At 70.8% G+C, this 14321-nt stretch carries 12 protein-coding genes; 8 read left to right on the top strand and 4 right to left on the bottom strand.

Annotation, left to right across the window (positions count from 1 at the left end; translation table 11 throughout):
- The first annotated feature begins 127 nt into the window (after positions 1 to 127).
- Positions 128 to 1420, top strand: coding sequence for a glycosyltransferase family 4 protein (locus tag V5F53_RS00500; protein WP_393995828.1), 1293 nt, complete (start codon positions 128 to 130; stop codon positions 1418 to 1420).
- A 37-nt stretch (positions 1421 to 1457) separates the two neighbouring features.
- Here the strand turns inward: V5F53_RS00500 and V5F53_RS00495 are convergent, their stop codons facing one another.
- Positions 1458 to 2972 (bottom strand): LTA synthase family protein, encoded by a 1515-nt coding sequence (locus V5F53_RS00495; RefSeq protein ID WP_393995827.1) that lies wholly within the window; start codon positions 2970 to 2972, stop codon positions 1458 to 1460.
- A gap of 394 nt (positions 2973 to 3366) precedes the next feature.
- Between V5F53_RS00495 and V5F53_RS00490 the strand changes: the two genes are divergently transcribed.
- From V5F53_RS00490 to V5F53_RS00460, 7 genes are all read left to right on the top strand, one after another.
- Positions 3367 to 4833 carry a cytochrome P450 gene (locus tag V5F53_RS00490; RefSeq protein ID WP_393995826.1) on the top strand — a complete coding sequence of 489 codons (1467 nt, stop codon included), beginning with the start codon at positions 3367 to 3369 and terminating at the stop codon, positions 4831 to 4833.
- 56 nt (positions 4834 to 4889) lie between these two features.
- On the top strand, positions 4890 to 6068 hold the full coding sequence (locus V5F53_RS00485; RefSeq protein ID WP_393995825.1) for a glycosyltransferase family 2 protein: 1179 nt from the start codon (positions 4890 to 4892) through the stop codon (positions 6066 to 6068).
- A gap of 74 nt (positions 6069 to 6142) precedes the next feature.
- Positions 6143 to 7453: a cytochrome P450 gene (locus V5F53_RS00480; protein ID WP_393995824.1), complete on the top strand. Its 1311-nt coding sequence runs from the start codon at positions 6143 to 6145 to the stop codon at positions 7451 to 7453.
- A gap of 7 nt (positions 7454 to 7460) precedes the next feature.
- A complete protein-coding gene (locus tag V5F53_RS00475) occupies positions 7461 to 8441 on the top strand; it encodes a class I SAM-dependent methyltransferase (protein WP_393995823.1) in 981 nt (326 codons plus the stop codon).
- A 290-nt stretch (positions 8442 to 8731) separates the two neighbouring features.
- Complete coding sequence (gene rfbD / locus V5F53_RS00470; RefSeq protein WP_393995822.1) at positions 8732 to 9622, top strand: dTDP-4-dehydrorhamnose reductase; 891 nt, start codon at positions 8732 to 8734, stop codon at positions 9620 to 9622.
- Positions 9623 to 9770: 148 nt separating this feature from the next.
- Positions 9771 to 10547: a ferredoxin--NADP reductase gene (locus V5F53_RS00465; RefSeq protein WP_393995821.1), complete on the top strand. Its 777-nt coding sequence runs from the start codon at positions 9771 to 9773 to the stop codon at positions 10545 to 10547.
- 158 nt (positions 10548 to 10705) lie between these two features.
- The gene (locus V5F53_RS00460) at positions 10706 to 11617 is read left to right on the top strand and encodes an NAD(P)/FAD-dependent oxidoreductase (protein WP_393995820.1); all 912 of its coding nucleotides are present in this window, start codon (positions 10706 to 10708) and stop codon (positions 11615 to 11617) included.
- Positions 11618 to 11656: 39 nt separating this feature from the next.
- Here V5F53_RS00460 and V5F53_RS00455 read toward each other — a convergent pair whose 3' ends face one another.
- From V5F53_RS00455 to V5F53_RS00445, 3 genes are read right to left on the bottom strand one after another with little or no spacing between them, the layout of a single operon-like run.
- A complete protein-coding gene (locus tag V5F53_RS00455; RefSeq protein ID WP_393995819.1) occupies positions 11657 to 12433 on the bottom strand; it encodes an ABC transporter ATP-binding protein in 777 nt (258 codons plus the stop codon).
- Positions 12434 to 12436: 3 nt separating this feature from the next.
- Positions 12437 to 13237: an ABC transporter permease gene (locus V5F53_RS00450; protein WP_393995818.1), complete on the bottom strand. Its 801-nt coding sequence runs from the start codon at positions 13235 to 13237 to the stop codon at positions 12437 to 12439.
- Positions 13238 to 13244: 7 nt separating this feature from the next.
- Positions 13245 to 14246, bottom strand: a complete 1002-nt coding sequence (locus V5F53_RS00445) for an ABC transporter substrate-binding protein (RefSeq protein WP_393995817.1) — start codon at positions 14244 to 14246, stop codon at positions 13245 to 13247.
- Between the last annotated feature and the right edge of the window lie 75 nt (positions 14247 to 14321).

Genomic DNA, 14321 nt, shown 5'->3' with positions numbered 1-14321 from the left:
TCGGCTTTGGACCCAAGGACCGCGCGGGCGCCGGCCGCGACAGGCGGCGGCGCATCGATCCCGCCCGCAGGCTCATTCCCGGGCGAACGGTCCCCTTTCACGCGAGAACGCTTCGGGGAACGCCGGCATGACGATCCTGATGGACATCACGCGCATCTTCCGGCGCGCCCTGCAATATACCCCGACCGGCATCGACCGCGTCGAGCTGGCCTATGCCCTGCACCTCCTGGCGCGCGCGCCGCAGGTGCGCTTCATCGTGCGCTACCGCTCCCACATCTGGCCGGTGCGGGCGGCGGCGGTGCCGCGCTTCCTCCACACCCTGGCCGCGCGCTGGGACCAGTCGGACGGCACCGTCGCAAGCGGCGAGCTGGAGCGCCTGGAACGTTTCGTCGGCCTCGCCCCCGGCGCCCTCGCGGCGCCGCCCCGGCCCGGCGCGCCCGCGCTCCACGCCGACATCCGCCCGGCGCTCGCCACCCTGTTCTCGCCCGGCGGCGGCATCACCGGCGCCCTGAGCCGGCCGGTGGGGCGGGGCGCGGTCTATCTCAACGTGTCGCATGAGGGGCTCACCTTTCCCGGCGAGATGGAGCGCCTGACGCGGGCCCATGGCTGGAAGCCGGTCTATCTGATCCACGACCTGATCCCCCTCACCCATCCCGAATATGTGCGGGAGGGCGACGAGGCCAAGCACGACATCCGCATGACGGCGGTGCTGAACTCGGCGGCGGCGATCATCTATAATTCGGCCCATACTGAGGCGGCGATGGCCGCCTTCGCCCGCCGCAAAGGCCTCACGATGCCGCCGGGCGTGGTCGCCCTGCTCGGCATAGAGGACACCTTCCGCGCCGCCGCCACCGGCGCCGCGCCGCTGGCCCCCCATCCCTATTTCGTCATGGTCGGCACCATCGAGCCGCGCAAGAATCACCTGCTGGTGCTGCATGCGTGGCGCCGCATGGCCGAGCGGCTCGGCGCCGACACCCCCAAGCTCGTGCTGGTGGGCCGGCGCGGCTGGGAGAACGAGAACATCCTCGATCTGCTGGATCGCGCCACCGCGCTCAAGCCGCACGTGATCGAGTGCAACCGGCTGCCCGACTGGCAGTTGCGCCAGCTCCTGCGGGGGGCGCGGGCCATGCTGTTCCCCTCCTTCGCCGAGGGCTACGGCCTGCCGCTGGCGGAAGCGCTGGCGCTGGGAGTGCCGGTGATCGCCTCCGACCTCGACGTGTTCCAGGAGATCGCCGGGGATATTCCCACCACCCTCGACCCCATCGACGGGCCGGGCTGGATGGCGGCCATCACCGATTTCGCCCGGCCCGACAGCCCGGCCCGCGAGGCGCAGGTGGCGGCCCTGGCGGATTTCCGGGTGCCAAGCTGGACGCAGCATTTCGACACCGTGGACAGGCTGATCCTCGACCTCGCCCGATAGGCCCGCGCCCGCCCCGTCAAAGCGACCGGACGCGGCATCACTCCCGGTTCAGCATTCGCCGCAGGATGGCGTTGAGCCCGTCCGGCGCGCATTCCCCGGCGGCGGCGCCACCGCCTGCGGTCATCTGGCGACCGCAGGCGACGACGAGATAATCGGTGCGCGGATCGTCCGCCAGCATGTCGAAGCCCGGCAACAGCGGGGCGTGGTCGCCATAGAACACCAGCAGGGAGCGGTCGGTCTGCGCGTCGAGCTCGGCCACCATGCCGGCAAGCAGCGCATCGGCATGGGTCACATGGCGGCAATATTGCTCCAGCGGGTCGTCGGTGTCGGCCAGCCGGCCGGCGCCATAGGGGTCGTGCGCCTCCATGGTCACCGCCATCATGTAGAGCGGGCGCGCCCGCTGGCGCGCGGCAGCCAGCTCAGCCCGCATCCGCGTGCCGACGGCGGCGTCGGCCACGTAGGGCCCGAAGCGCTCCATGCCGGCGAAATCGGCCTCGGTCAGGAAACGCTGGAAGCCCAGGTGGGGCACGGCGCGCGCCCGGCTGAAGAAATGCGGATCGTAGGGGTGGATGAACACCGTCTCCCAGCCCTCGGCGGCCAGCTCGGCCGGCAGGGCATGGCCAGCGAAGCGCCGGGCCCGCAGATAGGGGTGGAAGCGATCCATGCCCTGCGCGGCGAACGGCAGGCCGGTGGATACGGCGAACTCCGGCCGCAGGGTGTAGGCGCCGTAGCACGGCACCACCAGCCGTCCGTGCGCGAGGGCACGGGATTTCAATGCGTCGAGCGCCTGGAGGTCGAGCGCCACCCCCTGGCGCCGCAGGTCGTAGAAAGATTCCGACTGGATCACCACCACCGCGTCCCAGTTCGGGCCCGGCATCGGGCCGGCGCTCCCGCGCGCGCCGGCCGCCGCCGCCGGCCGCGGCCCCGGAGCCGGCAGCGCCCGCAGCGCCAGCGCCGAGACCGCGACAGAGGGCAGCAATCCCAATTGCGACACGAACGCCCGCGCCGGCGCCTCGGTCACCAGAGCCAGCGCCCGCGGCCAGGGCGACAGCAGCAGGCGCGGCACGGCGAAGGCCAGCCCCACGAGCACCAGCAACGCCCCGAGCGCGATGCCCTGGCTGGCCCAGCTCAGGGTGCGCGGCTCCAGCACCATCCAGCCCACGATCAGGCCGACCAGCCCGGCGATGACCGCGCACACGCCCAGCGACTTGCGCCAGCCGAGGTAGAACAGGTCCGGATGCCGCACCAGGAGCACCAGGAAGGCGAAATCCGTCACCACGAACGGTTCCTTCAGGTGCCGGGCCTTTTCCCCGGAGATGATCAGGAACACCGCCGTAGTGATGATGGAGGCCGTGGCCGCGAACGCCGCCCGCGCCGATACCGCCAGCCAGAACAGGAACAGCACGGCGAACACGGCGAGCCGCAAGGCCAGGTGAGGCCCCACCGCCCCGGCCCGACGCGGCGCCGGAGCGAAAACCCGCTCCATGAGGTCGCATACCAGCGTCGCGAGCACACAGGCCGACGCGCCGACCGCCACCGTCGAATGGATCATTCCGTCATCGCCCCCGCCCGGCGGGAGATGCACCCCGCGCCCTGCCGCCGAAACCGCGCCCGACCATACCGGTCCCGGACGGTGCCCGCCATCGGCCTTTCAGCGCTCCACGCCGATCCCGTCAATCCCGTGGAGAACCCCGGCCCCCGCCGCGCGCCGATCCCGGTGCGGCGCCGGCCGGGCATCTTCGGTGTGCTCATAAAAGGTTCGCGAGGCCGGATGATGACATTCCCGGCCTCGCGCCCGCGACGGTCGCGGGCGGGTACGGGTTGCAACTTCAGCAAGTGCTTGATACCGGAAAGCAGATCGGGCATTCCCCAACGGCGCCGGAGCGCCGGTCCCGCCCCGCGGTGTCGATGCCGCCGGCGGAATCGAATTGAAGCCGAGGGCGCATATGCTATGCCTTGCGCCACTTTCGACATGTTCTCACGGGCCCGAGCATTCGATTCGCCGACCGGACACTGGAATGAGCGCGCGCATGTCAGACTTCGTCCCCCCCTTCCCTCCACGCCCGGCCAAGTCGCCTTCCATTTTCGAGATGCTGCGGCACGGGTCGGCGAATTTTTTGACGATTTTCGAAGACAAGGCCTTTGAATACCACACGATGACACTGCAGGTCTTGACCCGCCAGGTCTTCATCTGCAACAGCCCGGTCACGGTGGCCGAGGCCCTGGTTCACAAGCACGAGAATTTCGCGCGGAAGAGCCCGCAGATTCGCAGCGGCCTCGCGCCGCTGGTGGGCGACGGCCTGTTCGTCAGCGACGGTCCCCTTTGGGAAACCCGGCGCGCGGTGGTCGAAGCGGTGCTGGAGCGGTTCCGGCCACAGGGCCTGCCGGCGCTGGCGCAGGCGCTGGACGAGGTGACGGCCACCTGGGGCGACGACCGCGAGGTGGACGCGCTGGACGCGATGAACCGGCTTTCCGCCAAGATGATCGGCCGCCTGCTGTTCGGCCGCGGCTTCGCCGACGCCGATGCCAGCGCCCTGGTCGGCGCCATCGCCGACTATCAGGCCCATGCCAGCCGCAGCGATCTGCCCATGCTGCTGGGCCTGCCCAACTGGACGCCCTGGCTGAAGAACGCGCCCATCATGGCGAGCGCGGCCGTGGTCCGCTCCCTGTTCGACACCCTCATCGCCCGGACGCGCAACGCCCCCGACAGCATCGCCCACGCCCTGGGGGCCGCCGGCGGTCTGGAGGGCGAGGCCCTGCGCAACGAACTCATCTGCCTGTTCATCGGCGGCTACGATCCGATGGCAAGCCTGCTGGCCTGGACCCTCTACCTGCTGTCCCAGGCACCGGACGTGGAAGAACAGGTGCGCGCCGAAGCCGAGGGGGTGATCGGCGATGCCGCGCCCGCGCCGGGCGCGCTCAAGGCGCTGCCCTACGCCCGCGCGGTCGTCTCCGAGACCCTGCGGCTGTACCCGCCGGTGCTGATGCTGGCACGACAGGCGACCCACGCGGACGTCATCTGCGACCACAAGATCGCGGCCGGCGCGCTGGTGGTGGTGGTGCCCTGGCTGCTGCACCGCCACCGCGATTTCTGGGATGCCCCCGACGCCTTCCGTCCAGCCCGCTTTCTTCCCGACTCCACCGAACGGAAGGTGCGCAAATACACCTATATCCCGTTCTCGGTGGGCCCCCGCGCCTGCCCCGCCGCCACGCTGGGCCTCACCGATGCGGTGCTGGCCGTGGCTATGCTGGTATCGGGCTTCGCATTCGAGCTGAAGCCGGGAACCGTGGTCGAGCCGATCGCCCAGAACACCATCCGTCCCGGCCGGGCGCTGCCCCTGCGGGTGCGCCGGCGCGCCGGCGCCGGGTCCTTCGCCGCCCCGCGGTCCCCCAGCCCCGCGTTCGGGAGCTGAGCGGACCAGGGGCTTCATCCTGCGCCCGTCGGCGGCGCGCAACCGAGTGCTCCGATTTGGCCGTCTTAGCCGTCATCGTGGTCGTCCTGGGCTTGGCGTTGAGCCTGTTTTCCGTGGTCGCGGCAGCCCGGAAGCTGCTGTGGATGCACCTGCCGCACGAACGCGCCCAGGCCCGGGTCAGCATCATCCTGCCCCTCACCGGAGCCGTGCCGCATCTGCGCGAGATGGTGGCGCGGCTCGGTGCCCAGACGCTGCGGCCGCGCCGGCTGATCGTGGTGGTGGAGGCCGAGGATGATCCGGCCTGCGCCGCCGCCCGCGCCGCCGCCCAGGGCGCGCCGTTTCCGGTGGAGGTGGTGATCGCCGGCGCCGCCACCGACCAGGCGCAGAAGTGCCACAACCAGCAGGCCGCGCTGCGACACATCGATGGGCGGGACGACATCATCGTCCTTATGGACGGCGACATCCGCCCGCACCGGCACTGGCTGTCGGGCCTGGTGGCGCCGATCCTCCTCGAGGACTTCGACCTCGTCACCGGCCACCGCTGGCAGCAGGTGAGCGCGCCGCGCCTCGGCGCCCACCTTGTCGCGGCCATCGACCGGGCGGTGACGCTGACCCCGCGCCTGGACCGCGACAGCACCCGCGTGGTGTGGGGCGGCAGCATGGCCATTTCCGTCGCCGCCGCCGCGCGCATGGACCTGTCCGCCAGCCTCGACCGCACCTTGTCGGACGATTTGTCCATTTCCCTCAAGGCGGCGGAGGCCGGACTGAAGGTGGTGACGCGCGGCTCGCTCTACATCGCCTCGCCCTCGGATCTGAGCCTCCTGCCGGCCTGGCGGTTCGCGCGCCGGCAATACCAGATCTGCCACATCTACCGCCCGGCGCTGTGGTGGCTGGCGCTCTGCGCCATCGGCGTCCGGCTGGGCGCGTGGATCGTGGCGGGCGCCTGCCTGCCCGCCGCGTGGGCCATGGCGGCGCTGGCGGGCCTGTCCGCGCTCGGCCTGCTCAAGCAATATCTGGTGAGCCAGGTCGCCGCGCGCGCGGGGCTTGCCGACCCTGCGTCGGTTCGCCTCGGTCAGCTTCTCATCGGGATCGTGCAACCTGTCGCCGACGCGTTCCATTTCAGCGTCATCGTCGGGGCCGCCTCGACCCGGACCGTGCGATGGGGGCACGTCACCTACGACATCGCGGGCCCGGACCAGATCCGGGTGAAAGGAAGACGGCCATTCTCACTCTGATCCGGGCTTGCGCCGGCGCTTTCGGCCGGCTGCCGTTCGCGGCGAAGATCGCCGGTCGCTTCCTGGGCGACCCCATGCCCCTGCTCGGCGCCAAGCCGCTGGAAGGCTGGCAGACCGTGTTCAACCTGCCGTTCCGCCGCCTCGCCCTCGTCAATGACAATGCCACCGCCGAGACGGTGATGCTCGACCGCGCCGGCACCTTCCCCAAGAGCACCGTGCTCCACGCCCTGCTCAAGCCCTTGATCGGCGAGGGGGTGTTCGGCCAGCCCGGCGGCGACACCGTGAAGGAGACGCGGCGCGTGCTCGCCCGCGCCCTCGCCGCCATCCCGGCCGCGCACATCGCCGAGGTCACCCGCACCCTCACCCAGGACTATCTGGACGGCTGGCTGAAGCAGCCCGGCGCGCCGGCCCCGGTGGGCGTGGACCTGTCCCGCCTCACCGTGGACGTGGTTTCGGTGTGCACCCTGGGCCGGCGCTTCAGCCCGGCGGAGTCGCAGCGCTTCACCGACCTGTTCACGCTCTACCACCGGCGCGCCAAGGCCACCCTTCTGCTCCTCGCCCATGCGGACGAGGGCACCCGCGCCCGCATCATCCACGAGCTGGGGCTGGAGGAGATCGGTGCGGAGATGCGCGCCTTGATGCGGCAGCGCTTCCTGTCCGGCCCCCTGGGCCGGGAAGGAGACACCGCGATCTTCGCCCGCGCCCTGGCCGATGCCGGCTATGCCGATCCCGGACGCGACGAGCGGGCGCTCGACGAGATCGCGGTGATGCTGCTGGCCGGGCACGAGACCACCGCTTCCACCCTGAGCTGGCTTGCTTACGTGCTCGCCGGCGACCCCGCCCTGCAGGAGACCGTCGCCGGCATCCTCGCCCTGCCGCCCGGCACGCCAGCCCCCGCAAAGGCCGCCCGCTTCGCCGGTGCCACCGGCGACGAGGTGATCGCCGCCCTGTGCCAGGAAGCCCTGCGGCTTTATCCACCCATCGGCTTCTTCCTGCGCGAGAACCGGGAAGACATGCCGCTCGAGACCCGCACCCTGCCCAGGGACAATTTCGTGGTGGTGGCCCCGCGCGTGCTGCACCGACACCGCCGCTACTGGAAGAAGCCCGACGCCTTCTGGCCCGAACGCTGGCTCAAGCGGGAGGACCCGCCGGCCCGCACCGCTTTCATCCCGTTCGGCCTGGGCGCGCGGGTGTGCCCCGGGGCGCAGTTCGCCAATATCGAGATGGCGGAAATCACCCGCCTGCTGCTGACCCGCACCCGCCTCGGCTTGACACGGGGCCGCGCGCCCGTTCCTCTCGGCAACCTCACCTCGCGGCCCGAGCCAGACATCGTGCTCACCGTCACGCCACGCGCCGCGACGCCGACTTCCGCCCAACGGAGCTGACCTGCTCGTGGCCAAGACACCGACAACGTCCAAGAAGAAGTCCGACCCCGCGCTGGCCGGCGCCCTGCCCTGCCCCATCACCGGCGAGCCGCCGGTGCGGCGCATCCAGACCTTCTCCAAGGCGCTGCTGCAGGACATCTGGCGCCTCGGCCAGGGGGTGGACGTGAGCCACCTGCTGACCGACGTGAAGGGCTTCAGCCTGTATGAATCGCCCACCGGCCTCGTCTATTTCGACCCCATGGTGGTGGGCGACGGCGCCTTCTACAACGCCTATTACGACAAATGGGAAGTCCACGACGCGCTGACCCACCTCTCGGACACGCGCGTGGACTTCATGCACACAGCCAAGCACGTTCCCGATGGAGCCAAGGTCATCGACATCGGCTGCGGTCCCGGCGTGTTCCGCCGCCATCTGCCGCACGCCAGCTATACCGGCCTCGACCCCTATGCCGGGCCCGACGTGGACGACGTGGTCATCCGCGAGACCCTGGAGGCGCACGCCGCCAAGAACCCCGGCGCCTATGACGTGGCGTGCGCCTTCCACGTCATCGAGCACGTGCAGGACCCGTTGCGGCACGCCGAGCTGATGGCGCGGCTGGTGCGGCCGGGCGGGCTGGTGGTGCTGGCGGCGCCGCTGTTTCCCTCGCCGCTCACCGAGATTCCGAACCTGCCCGTCAACATGCCGCCCCACCATGTGACCTGGTGGAACCCGCAGTCCTTCACCGCGCTGGCGGAACAGCTCGGGCTGGAGGTGGTGGAAGCCTCCGCCACCCCGCCCTCACCGCACCAGAACATGTTCTTCTGGATGCATAAGCTTCTGTTCCGCCGCACCTATCATTCGCCGGACGAGCGCTACTTCGCCCACCGCTGGTCGTGGCATGCCAGCATCGCCCTGGCCTATCTGGGCGCCCGGGTGGCCAGCCGCTTCCTGTCCATGCCGTCCACGGCGCGGCCGGTGGATGCCTATCTGGTGGCGCGCAAACCCTGACGCCGCAGTCATGCTCCTCGCCGGGGCCGGCGGCACGACCGGGATCGGGCTCCGTATTCCCCGCGAATGCCCCCGACCCGCCGATGGTGTATGGAGGCATGGAACGCGTGACGGCGGGCGCCGATTTCGCCGCGGCGGCGCGACCGGCAACCAGTGCCCCGGTGGCGGGCAGGAGGCCACGGCCGCTTGCCACGGCGCCCGGGATCGCCGGCACAGCCGATGCCCGTCCGACGCTTTTTCCAAAGCCGCACCTGGCGGCTCGGACCTTCAACCCTGGAGCAGGCCTCCTGATGCGCATTCTTCTGCTCGGCGCCGGCGGCCAGCTCGGCCGGGAACTCACCGATCGGGCCCGGGAGGGAGGCCTCGCGCTCACCGGGCTCGACCATACCGCCCTCGACATCTGCGACCCAGCCGCCGTGGCCCGCGCCATGGAAGCGGTGCGCCCCGACGTGGTGGTGAACGCCGCCGCCTACACGGCGGTGGACAAGGCCGAGAGCGAGCCGCAGCTCGCGGCCCGCATCAACGCCTTCGCCCCGGCCCATATCGCCGAGCGCTGCGAGCGCTACCGCACCCCGCTCATCCACGTCTCCACCGATTACGTCTTCGACGGAACCAAGCCCACGCCCTATGTGGAACAGGACCCGATCGCGCCCCTCGGCGTCTATGGGCGGACCAAGGCGGCGGGCGAAGCGGCGGTCCGCTCCGCCGCCGAGCGCCACGTCATCGTGCGCACCTCGTGGGTCTATGGTCCCCACGGCAACAACTTCCTGAAAACCGTGCTGCGCCTCGCCCGCGAGCGGGATCGCCTCGGCATCGTGGCTGACCAGCAGGGCTGCCCCACCGCCACCCGCGACCTCGCCGGGGCGCTGCTGGCGGCGGCCGAGGTAGCCACCAGCGGGGATGCGCGCTGGGGCACCTATCATTTCGCCGGCGACGGGGCGACGAGCTGGCACGGCTTCGCCGCCGAGATCGTGCGCGCGGCCGGTCCCCGCCTGGGCCGGAGCCCCGAGGTGAGCCCCATCGCCACCGCCGACTATCCGACCGCGGCCCAGCGCCCGGCCAACTCCCAGCTCGCCAGCGACCTGTTCCACCGCACGTTCGGTTTCCGCGCCGCGCCGTGGCGGGAGCGGGTGGCTGAGGTGGTGGACACCGTGCTTGCCACCACGCCGACGACAGGCTGACCCCTCGTTTTCGCAGCGGCGAGGACATGCCGTCGCACTTTTTTGCACCGCCCGCATCCTGTAGGGTGCGCGGCGATTTTACCGATCGAGCCCCAGACACCCGGCCCACCGGCCGGCCCGCCGCGGGCTCGCTGCGCCGGACCATGAGATGAGCAGCAATTTCAACGAGGAAACCGTGAAGAGCGTCCAGCATTGGACGGACAACCTCTTTACCTTCACCTGCACCCGCGATCCGGGCTTCCGCTTCCTCAATGGCCAGTTCACCATGATCGGCCTGGAAGTGAACGGCCGCCCGCTGCTGCGGGCCTATTCCATGGCCAGCGCCAATTACGAGGAAGACCTGCAGTTCTTCTCCATCAAGGTGCAGAATGGCCCGCTCACCTCGCGCCTGCAGCACCTGAAGGTGGGCGACAAGATCCTGGTCGGCCGCAAGCCCACCGGCACGCTGATCCAGGACAATCTTCTGCCCGGCAAGCGGCTCTACCTGCTCTCCACGGGCACCGGGCTCGCCCCCTTCCTCTCCGTCACCAAGGACCCGGACGCCTACGAGCGGTTCGAGAAGATCATCCTGATCCACGGCACCCGCACGGTGGGCGAGCTTGCCTATGAGGACTTCTTCACCCAGGAGCTGCCGAACAACGAGTTCATCGGCGAAGAGGTGAAGAAGAAGCTCATCTATTACCCCACCGTCACCCGCGAGCCGTATCGCAACCAGGGACGCCTGACCGATCTCATCACCTCCGGCAAGCTGTTCTCCGACATCGGCCTGCCGGTGATGTCGCCGGAGGAGGACCGCCTGATGCTGTGCGGCAGCCCGCAGATGCTGAAGGACATGGTGGCGCTCCTGGAGGCGCGCGGCTTCAAGGAAGGCAGCCAGTCGGACCCCGGCCATTATGTGATCGAGAAGGCCTTCGTGGAGCGCTGAACGCACGGCACGCAAGGGGGCGATGACGCGCCCTTGCGTTCGCTTTGGCGAACGGCCCTAATGCGGAAGGCTGGCGTTCCCGGCGGCTTCCGTGCCGCCGGAACCGGAGGGGACGCCCGGCCGGAGGTCAATCGCGGGGGCGCGAGGCTGACGCAGGCATGTTCGACGCGGTCATCATCGGTGGCGGGCCAGCCGGCGCATCCTGCGCCCTCTGGCTGAAGATGCTGGGGTTCCGGCCCTGCCTGATCGAGCGGCGGCCGACCCTGGGCGGTTTGCAGAACGACAACCCCTATCCCAACGAATGGATCGCCTCGGTCACCAACCAGACCGGCTACGAGGTGGCCCACGACATCCACCGCCACCTCCTGGCCCACGACATCGTCTGCCGCCTGGGCGAAAGCGTCACCGCGCTCGACGTGGTGGTGGGCGGCTTTCGTGTCACCACCGCCGGCGGCGCCATGGTGTTCGGCCGCACCGCGGTGCTGGCCAGCGGCGTGCGGCCCGTCAAGGGCGGGCTGTCGGCCTCGGACCAGGTGCTCATCGGCCCTGGCCGCACCATGTTCAACGCCGCCTTCGACGGACTGGAGGTGGCGATCCTGGGCGGTGGCGACAACGCCTTCGAGAACTACATGTTCGTGCGCAAGCGCGGCGCGGCGGCAGTGCACATCTATGCCCGCACCATTCGCGCCCGGCGCGAGTTCCTGGAGAAGGTGCCGGCCGGCGACGTGCGGCTCGGCGCCTACCACGTGGAGCCGGAACGGCCGGCGGTGGCGGACCGCGCCTATGACCGCTTGGTGGTGCTCTACGGCTGGGAGCCCTACCTGCCCTATGCCCATCATCTGGAGCTGGCGCGCACCGCGCGCGGCTTTGTCGAGACCGATCCCGACTGCCAGACCTCGCTCCCCAACCTCTACGCCATCGGCGAGATCGCCCAGCGCATGCATCCGTGCTGCGTCACCTCCATGGCCGACGGCGTGGTCGCCGCCAAGGCCATCCAGCGCACCCTGGAACAGGACGCCGTCGCCCGCTTCACGGAACGCGTGCGCGCCAGCCAGAGCGCCGAATCCTGAGCCCCGCCGACACCCGCCGGAGCACGACCGGTCGTGCGCCTAACCCGCGGCGAGCGGCACCGCCGCGGCCGCAATCGCCGGGGCCTCGGGCTGCGCGGGCGTCGGCCCCGCCAGCGCCGCCGCCACCTCGGGACGCCGCATCAGCGCGGCCGCCGCCGCGTAGACGTCGCCCGGCGCGCTGACCGGCGTGTGGGGCAGGTCGGCCACCACCCGCGACGGGCGCGCCGACAGCACCACGATGCGATCCGCCAGCCGCACCGCCTCCGCAAGGTCATGGGTGACGAACAGCACCGCGGTGCCGGCGCGCTCCACCTCGCGCCGCACCAGGGCCTGAAGCTCCTGGCGCAGGCCCACGTCGAGGGCGGAGAAAGGCTCGTCCATCAGCACCAGGTCCGGCCCCACCGCCAGCGCCCGGGCGATGGCCACCCGCTGCCGCATGCCCCCTGAAAGCGCCGCCGGCCGCTTGCGCAGATCGCCGGGGGTGAAGCCGAAGCGGGCCAGGATGCCCGCCGCCGCCGCCCGCCGTGCGGCCCGGGCAACGCCGCGCGCCTTCAGGCCGAAGCCGGCGTTGTCACGGGCATCGGCCCAGGGCAGCAGGCGCGGGTCCTGGAACACCATGGCGGCATTGCCGAAGCCGTTGCGCAGCACGCCCGCGCTCGGCGCCTGGACGCCCGCCGCCAGCCGCAGCAGGGAGGTCTTGCCGCACCCGGACCGGCCGATCAACACCACCAGCTCACCGGGCCTTACCTGCAAATCGATGCGCTCCAGCACCGCGCCGTCGGCAAAGGTGAGGCGAACGCCTTCGAGCTGAAGCATGGCTCACCCTCCCCCGAGCGGAACCGCCGCGCCGCCACCGGCGCGGGCGGCGACCCAGCCCCGCAGCGGCGCCAGCAACACCGCATCCGCCGCCAGCAGGAAGGCGACCACCAGCACGATCCAGGCCATGGTCTCGGCCAGATCCAGATAGGCGCGGGCGGTGGCGATGCCGCCGCCCACCCCGCTCGCCCCGCTCAGCACCTCCGCCATCACCGCCACCTTGAAGGAGAAGGCGAGCGCGGTGGCGAACGCCGGCACCAGATGGTCCGCCAGCGCCGGCAGGATGAGATCACTGGCGCGCTGCCACGGCGGCGCACGATAGATGCGCGCCATCTCGTCGAGCCGCGGATCGCGGCTGCGCACCCCCTGCAGCGCCGCCAGAAACACGATGGGCGCCGCGGTGACCGCCACCGTGAAGGCCGGCGCCCCGCCCCCCGGACCGAACCACAGCAGCGCCAGCACCACCCAGGCGATGGGCGGGGTACCGAGAATCATGATGAGCACAGGCGCCATCGCCGCGCCCACCGGCAGCACCAGCCCGCCGGCAAGCCCCGCCGCCAGCCCCGCGGCGCCGCCCGCCGCGAAGCCGCCCAGGGCATGGCCGGCGGTGGCAGCCAGGGCCGGCAAGGCCTGTCCGGTGGCGAACAGCCGCCAGATGGCCCGCGCTGTGTCCGGCAGCGAAGGCAGCACGAACGGGCCAAAGGCCTGGAATCCCCATTGCCACGCCGCCAGCAGCAGCGCGACGCCGAGCGCGCCCCAGCCCCAGCGTCCGGCCGCGCCTGCGAAGGAAAAGGCGCGCATCATCCCGGCCTCACAGGTCGAGATAGAAGTCGTCCGGCGGCAGCTTCCCCGCCAAGGCGTCGGGTTGCAGGGCGAGAATGGTCTCGTAGAAGGCGACCAGCCCCGGCTTGAGCTGCTTCGCTCCGGTGGCGACCACGTTGAAATGCTCCAGCGAAGCCGCGAAAATCGGCGCCTTCATGCCCATCTGCTCCTGCGCCAGCTCACCGGCGGCGGGGCGATTGGCCAGCACCCAGTCCTTGGCCGGCACCAGACCGGCGCGCAGCGCCGCCATCACTTCCGGATTGTCCTCGATCAGCTTCTCGTGCACGGCGATGCCGGCCATGGGCAGGCCCAGGCCGCCATGCTGGCTGCGCCACACCGCCTGCAGGTCCACCGCGCGATGAAGCGACAGGCCGGCGTGCTTGGCCATCATGATGGCGGCGGTGGCCGGCGGTTCCGAGAGCACCGCCGTGGACGCCCGCCCGGCCGCCAGCATCTGCGCCGCCTCCATGGGGGTCTGCACATAGGACAGGGTCACGTCCTTGTCCGGGTCCATGCCCGCGCCCTTCAGGCAGGCGCGGAACACGAGGTCTGGCATGTCGTTGCGGAAGAATCCGAGCACCGACTTCCCGGCCAGATCCTTGAGGTCCTTGATGCTCTCGTCCGCGCTCACGACCGTCAGGTGGCCCATGGACAAGATGGCCAGCAGCTTCAGCGGCAGGCCGCGATTGGCGAGATTGGCCGGCACGTGGGTGGGGGTGGTGAACAGGCGGGTGCGGCCGGAGACGATGGCCGCGCGCAGGTCGTCGGTGTCGCGCCACAGGCGGAAGGTGGCGCCGGGGGCGGCGGCGCTGAGCCCGCCGGAAGCCAGCAGCCGCACCAGCACGATGGTGGACCCGTTGGGCGCACCGAGAATCTCCAGCCCCTCGGCCGGGGCGGCGAAGGCCCGCGAGAACGCGCCGCCGCCGAGCGCCATCGCTCCGGAGGCAGCGAAGGTGGAAAGCAGGCGACGACGCGAAAGCAATGCGGTCATGAAAAGCCGTCCCTTGAAAAGGCCCCGCTCGGGCCAGGATCAATCCTATATATGTTCAGATATAACACCAGGCCA

Origin of the sequence: Xanthobacter cornucopiae, assembly GCF_043195065.2 — a bacterium.
Taxonomy (GTDB): domain Bacteria; phylum Pseudomonadota; class Alphaproteobacteria; order Rhizobiales; family Xanthobacteraceae; genus Xanthobacter.
This window is presented reverse-complemented; position numbering and strand designations above follow the sequence as displayed.

Bases quoted from the DNA above. Each gene is read 5' to 3' on its own strand.
- V5F53_RS00490 (WP_393995826.1), top strand. From the start codon at position 3,367: ATGCTATGCCTTGCGCCACTTTCGACATGTTCTCACGGGCCCGAGCAT.
- V5F53_RS00445 (WP_393995817.1), bottom strand. From the start codon at position 14,246: ATGACCGCATTGCTTTCGCGTCGTCGCCTGCTTTCCACCTTCGCTGCC.
- V5F53_RS00460 (WP_393995820.1), top strand. From the start codon at position 10,706: ATGTTCGACGCGGTCATCATCGGTGGCGGGCCAGCCGGCGCATCCTGC.
- V5F53_RS00480 (WP_393995824.1), top strand. From the start codon at position 6,143: ATGCCCCTGCTCGGCGCCAAGCCGCTGGAAGGCTGGCAGACCGTGTTC.
- V5F53_RS00500 (WP_393995828.1), top strand. From the start codon at position 128: ATGACGATCCTGATGGACATCACGCGCATCTTCCGGCGCGCCCTGCAA.
- V5F53_RS00450 (WP_393995818.1), bottom strand. From the start codon at position 13,237: ATGATGCGCGCCTTTTCCTTCGCAGGCGCGGCCGGACGCTGGGGCTGG.
- rfbD (WP_393995822.1), top strand. From the start codon at position 8,732: ATGCGCATTCTTCTGCTCGGCGCCGGCGGCCAGCTCGGCCGGGAACTC.
- V5F53_RS00455 (WP_393995819.1), bottom strand. From the start codon at position 12,433: ATGCTTCAGCTCGAAGGCGTTCGCCTCACCTTTGCCGACGGCGCGGTG.
- V5F53_RS00495 (WP_393995827.1), bottom strand. From the start codon at position 2,972: ATGATCCATTCGACGGTGGCGGTCGGCGCGTCGGCCTGTGTGCTCGCG.
- V5F53_RS00465 (WP_393995821.1), top strand. From the start codon at position 9,771: ATGAGCAGCAATTTCAACGAGGAAACCGTGAAGAGCGTCCAGCATTGG.